3 protein-coding genes and 1 pseudogene are annotated in these 4111 nt (G+C 66.5%); 1 reads left to right on the top strand and 3 read right to left on the bottom strand.

The genetic code is table 11. The annotated features are described in order from the left end of the window. The 3 genes and pseudogenes from B3D39_RS06110 to gndA form a co-directional block, all read right to left on the bottom strand. Nucleotides 1–752 (bottom strand): annotated as a pseudogene (locus tag B3D39_RS06110) (F0F1 ATP synthase subunit beta); the annotation flags it as partial. After that, complete coding sequence (locus B3D39_RS06105) at nucleotides 749–1501, bottom strand: SDR family NAD(P)-dependent oxidoreductase (protein ID WP_274962107.1); 753 nt, start codon at nucleotides 1499–1501, stop codon at nucleotides 749–751. The gene B3D39_RS06105 and the pseudogene B3D39_RS06110, both read right to left, overlap by 4 nt. A 212-nt stretch (nucleotides 1502–1713) precedes the next feature. Then, nucleotides 1714–3123, bottom strand: a complete 1410-nt coding sequence (gene gndA, locus B3D39_RS06100; protein WP_274962106.1) for an NADP-dependent phosphogluconate dehydrogenase — start codon at nucleotides 3121–3123, stop codon at nucleotides 1714–1716. Between the two features lie 277 nt (nucleotides 3124–3400). Between gndA and B3D39_RS06095 the strand changes: the two genes are divergently transcribed. Beyond that, the coding region (locus B3D39_RS06095; RefSeq protein WP_286789511.1) for an FTR1 family iron permease at nucleotides 3401–4111 on the top strand (711 nt) is incomplete at its 3' end.

Genomic DNA, 4111 nt, shown 5'->3' with positions numbered 1-4111 from the left:
GTGAACCGGAAGATGTTGTCGACGAAGAACAGAACGTCCTTGCCTTCCTGGTCGCGGAAGTATTCGGCCTGGGTGAGGCCGGTCAGCGCGACGCGGGCACGCGCGCCCGGAGGCTCGTTCATCTGGCCATAGACCAGCGCCGTGCGGGCCAGAACGCCCGACTCGGTCATGTCGGCGAGCATCTCGTGACCCTCGCGCGAGCGCTCCCCCACGCCCGCGAAGATCGCGATGCCCTGATATTTCTCGACCATCGTGTTGATGAGTTCCATCACCAGCACCGTCTTGCCCACGCCCGCGCCGCCGAACATCGCAGCCTTGCCGCCGCGGGCCAGCGGCAGCATCAGGTCGATCACCTTGATGCCGGTCTCGAAAGCGGTGACCGCGCCGCTGCCCGACAGGCGCGGCGGCGTGCCGTGGATCGGGCGGCGTGGTGTGCCCTTGGGCAGCGGATCGCCGCCGTCGCGCATCGCCCCCGTCACATCCATCAGCCGCCCCAGAACGGCCTCTCCCACCGGCACTTCGAGCGGCTTGCCCGTCGCGTGCAGTTTTCGCCCGCGTGACAAGCCGAGCGTCGATTGCAGCGCGATGGCGCGCACCCGATGCGCGTCGAGATGGCCATGCACCTCGAAGCTGCCCGGCATGTCGTCATCCGTCAGCGTCAGGATCGAATGGATCGGCGGCAGTGGACCATCGAAACTTGCGTCGATGACCGGCCCGCGCACCGCGATGATCCGCCCCTCCGTCGTGCTCATCGCGAGGTATATCCGCCGTCGACGAGGTGATAGCTGCCGTTCACGAAGCTCGCGGCATCCGACAGCAGGAAGCAGGTCAGCGCCGCGACCTCCTCGGGCGTGCCGAGCCGTCCCGCCGGATGCAGCGCGACCAGCGAGTCCTTCACCTCAGGCGCCAGCCCCGACAGAAGCGGCGTCTCGATGAAGGCGGGACCGACCGCATTGACCCGGATGCCCTGTGCTGCGTGATCGATCGCCGCCGCCCGGGTCAGCCCCAGAAGCGCGTGTTTCGCCGCGACATAGGCGCAGGCGCTCGGGAACGCGACCGAGCCGAGGATCGAGGACATGTTCACGATCGCGCCGCCGCCCGATTTCAGCATCGCGGCGATCGCGAAGCGCATCCCGTAGAACACCCCGTTCAGATTGACGTCGATCACCTGTTTCCAGCCGTCGAGCGGATACTCCCCGAACGGCACCTGCGGACCGCCGATGCCCGCATTGTTCACGGCCAGATCCAGCTTGCCGAAGGTCGCGACGGCCTTCTCGACCATCGCCTCGACCTCCGTGGCAGAGGTGACATCGACCGCCATCGGCTCGGCGGTGCCACCCGCCTTGCGGATTTCCTCGGCCACGGACCTGGCCGCGTCCGCGTTCTGATCGGCAAGCAGGACCGAAGCGCCGCGCGCCGCCAATTCCTTGGCGATTGCCGCGCCGATCCCCGAACCCGCGCCCGTAACGATAGCTGATTTACCTTCGAAATCCCGTGTCATAGCAGTCCCGGCCTCCGTTTTGGATGCAGGAAGGGTAACGATCTCGATGCGTTGAGACTTTGACGGGGATCAAGCGGGGCGGGCCCGGTTGAGACGCACACGAACTCGTGATTGCGGTGCATGGTTCGTGGCGTCTGGCGCCCCGCATAACGGAAACCGCCCGCGACTCTGCGCGAGCCGCGGGCGGTGATCTTTCAGCGAAGAGGGCGCGCTTACATCGCCCAGGGGCCATGGAAGTCGGTACCCTCGCGGTCGGTGCGCTCGAACCCATGCGCGCCGAAGAAATCGCGCTGGCCCTGGATCATGTTCGCGGTGCCGCGCGCGGTGCGCATCGTGTCGAAATAGCTCAGCGCCATCGACAGGGCCGGAACCGCCAGACCGTGGGCCGCGGCAATGCTGACGACCTTGCGCAGCGCGCCGTGATGCGCCTTCAGCAGATCCGCGAAATAGGGCGCATACATCAGGTTGCGATCGGGCGACTCGCTCAGCGCGCTTGCCATATCGTCGAGCATCGCCGAGCGGATGATGCAGCCGTCGCGCCAGACCAGAGCGATGTCGGGCAGCGGCAGATCCCAGTCGAAGGGCGCATTGGCCGAGCGCAGCAGCTCGAAGCCTTGCGCGTAGCACAGGATCTTGCCCGCGATCAGTGCGTTCTCCAGATCCTCCGCGCTCAGCGCGCCCTCGGGCAGCGCCTCGGGGGCCGCGCCGAACATGTCCTCGCCCTGCTTGCGCGCATCGAGCCGCGACGACAGGTTGCGCGCCATCACCGCCGCTTCGATCACCGGAACGGGCGCCGCCAGATGCTGCGCCTCGATCACTGTCCAGCGACCGGTGCCTTTCTGGCCCGCGCGATCGAGGATGATGTCGAGCATCGGTTCGCCGGTCTCGGGATCGGTGGCGCAGGCGACCTTTCCGGAAATCTCGATCAGGTAGGATTTCAGCGCGCCTTCGTCCCATTTCGCGAAGATCTCGCCGCAGGCCTGCGAGTTCAGCCCCATCCCGTCGCGCATCACGCCATAGGTCTCGGCGATCATCTGCATGTCGGCATATTCGATGCCGTTATGCACGGCTTTGACGAAATGACCCGAACCGCCCTTGCCCATGAACCCGGCGCAGGGCGTGCCGTCGAATTTCGCGGCGATCGCGTTGAGGATCGGGGCCACGCGGTCCCAGTCTTGCTGCTCGCCGCCGCCCATGATCGCAGGCCCGTGGCGCGCGCCCTCTTCACCGCCGGACACCCCGATGCCGAGGAAACGCGGGCCGGCCTTCGCGGCTTCTTCCGCGCGACGCTCGGTGTCGTGGAAATTCGCATTGCCCGCGTCGATGATCAGATCGTCAGCGTCGAGATGGGCGCGCAGCGCCGCGATCTGCTGATCGACCGGGTCGCCTGCGGGGACCATCAGGATGATCGCGCGGGGTTTCGCGATCGAGGCCACCAGATCTTCGAGATTTTCGCAGGGCGTGATCTTCGACGCCAGCTCGCCCGCGTTTTCATGGAAGCTCTTGGTGACGCTGGTGGTCCGGTTGAACACCGAGATGTCGAACCCTTTTTCCGCGATGTTGAGGGCAAGCATGCCGCCCATGGTGCCAAGGCCGATCAGCCCGATTTGCGATTGTGCCAAAATACGGCCTCCGAATTTGTTGCATGCGGGCCGTCCCCGGCCCGGGGCGTCGTCTCTTTCGCTGCGCCGGACCGCCTGATTGCGCGGCGCTGCGAGGGCGACCCGCACGAATTGCCCCAAGATGGCGGAAGTTGCAAATCGCCCGCAACGGCAGGGGCGAAGAAATGCGACTTCAAGAATCCGAGCAATTTACTCGGAAAAGGGGTTGCGCCCGTCGATCTGCGCCACTAACGAATACCCTATCAATTTACTCGGGAATCGACGGGGTGCCCACGGCATGTTGGCAACATTCATCATCGGCCTGCGCGAAGGGCTCGAGGCGGCGCTGATCGTCGGGATCATTGCGGCCTTCCTGCGCGCCCGGGGCGAACGTTTGACCGAGATGTGGCTTGGCGTCGCTGCCGCCGTGGCGCTGGCCGTCGGCGTTGGCGCGGGGCTCGCGCTGGTCGAGGCCGCTTTGCCGCATAGTGCGCAGGAAAAGCTGGAATGCGTGATCGCGGCGGTCGCGGTCGTCTTCGTGACGCTGATGGTGCTCTGGATGACGCGCCACGCCGCAGGTCTGAAGGGCCAGATCGAGCGCGACGCCGATGCGGCGCTGGGGCAGGGGAGCCGGGTCGCACTGGCGGCGATGGCCTTCCTCGCCGTGCTTCGCGAAGGCTTCGAGACCGCCGTTTTTCTGCTTGCCACGATCTCCGGCGCGCGGACCGGACATTGGGCTGGGCTTGGTGCAGCACTTGGTCTCGCGGCGTCGGTCGTGCTTGGCTGGGCGATCGCGCAGGGGGGGATGCGACTCAATCTGGGGCGCTTCTTCCGCTGGACCGGCGTGTTCCTGATCCTCGTCGCGGCGGGGCTGGTGTTGCAGACGCTGCGCTCGGCCCATGAGGCGGGCTGGTTGCTGGCGGGTCAGCAGCGCATCGCCGATCTGAGCTGGCTCGTGGCCCCGGGCACCGTGCGCTCGGCGCTGATCACCGGCGTTCTGGGCATTCCC

The organism is Thioclava sp. UBA3469, assembly GCF_002378135.1.
Lineage (GTDB): Bacteria > Pseudomonadota > Alphaproteobacteria > Rhodobacterales > Rhodobacteraceae > Thioclava > Thioclava sediminum.
This window is presented reverse-complemented; position numbering and strand designations above follow the sequence as displayed.

Excerpts from the sequence above, each read along its gene's own strand:
- B3D39_RS06105 (WP_274962107.1), bottom strand. The coding sequence starts at position 1,501 with ATGACACGGGATTTCGAAGGTAAATCAGCTATCGTTACGGGCGCGGGT.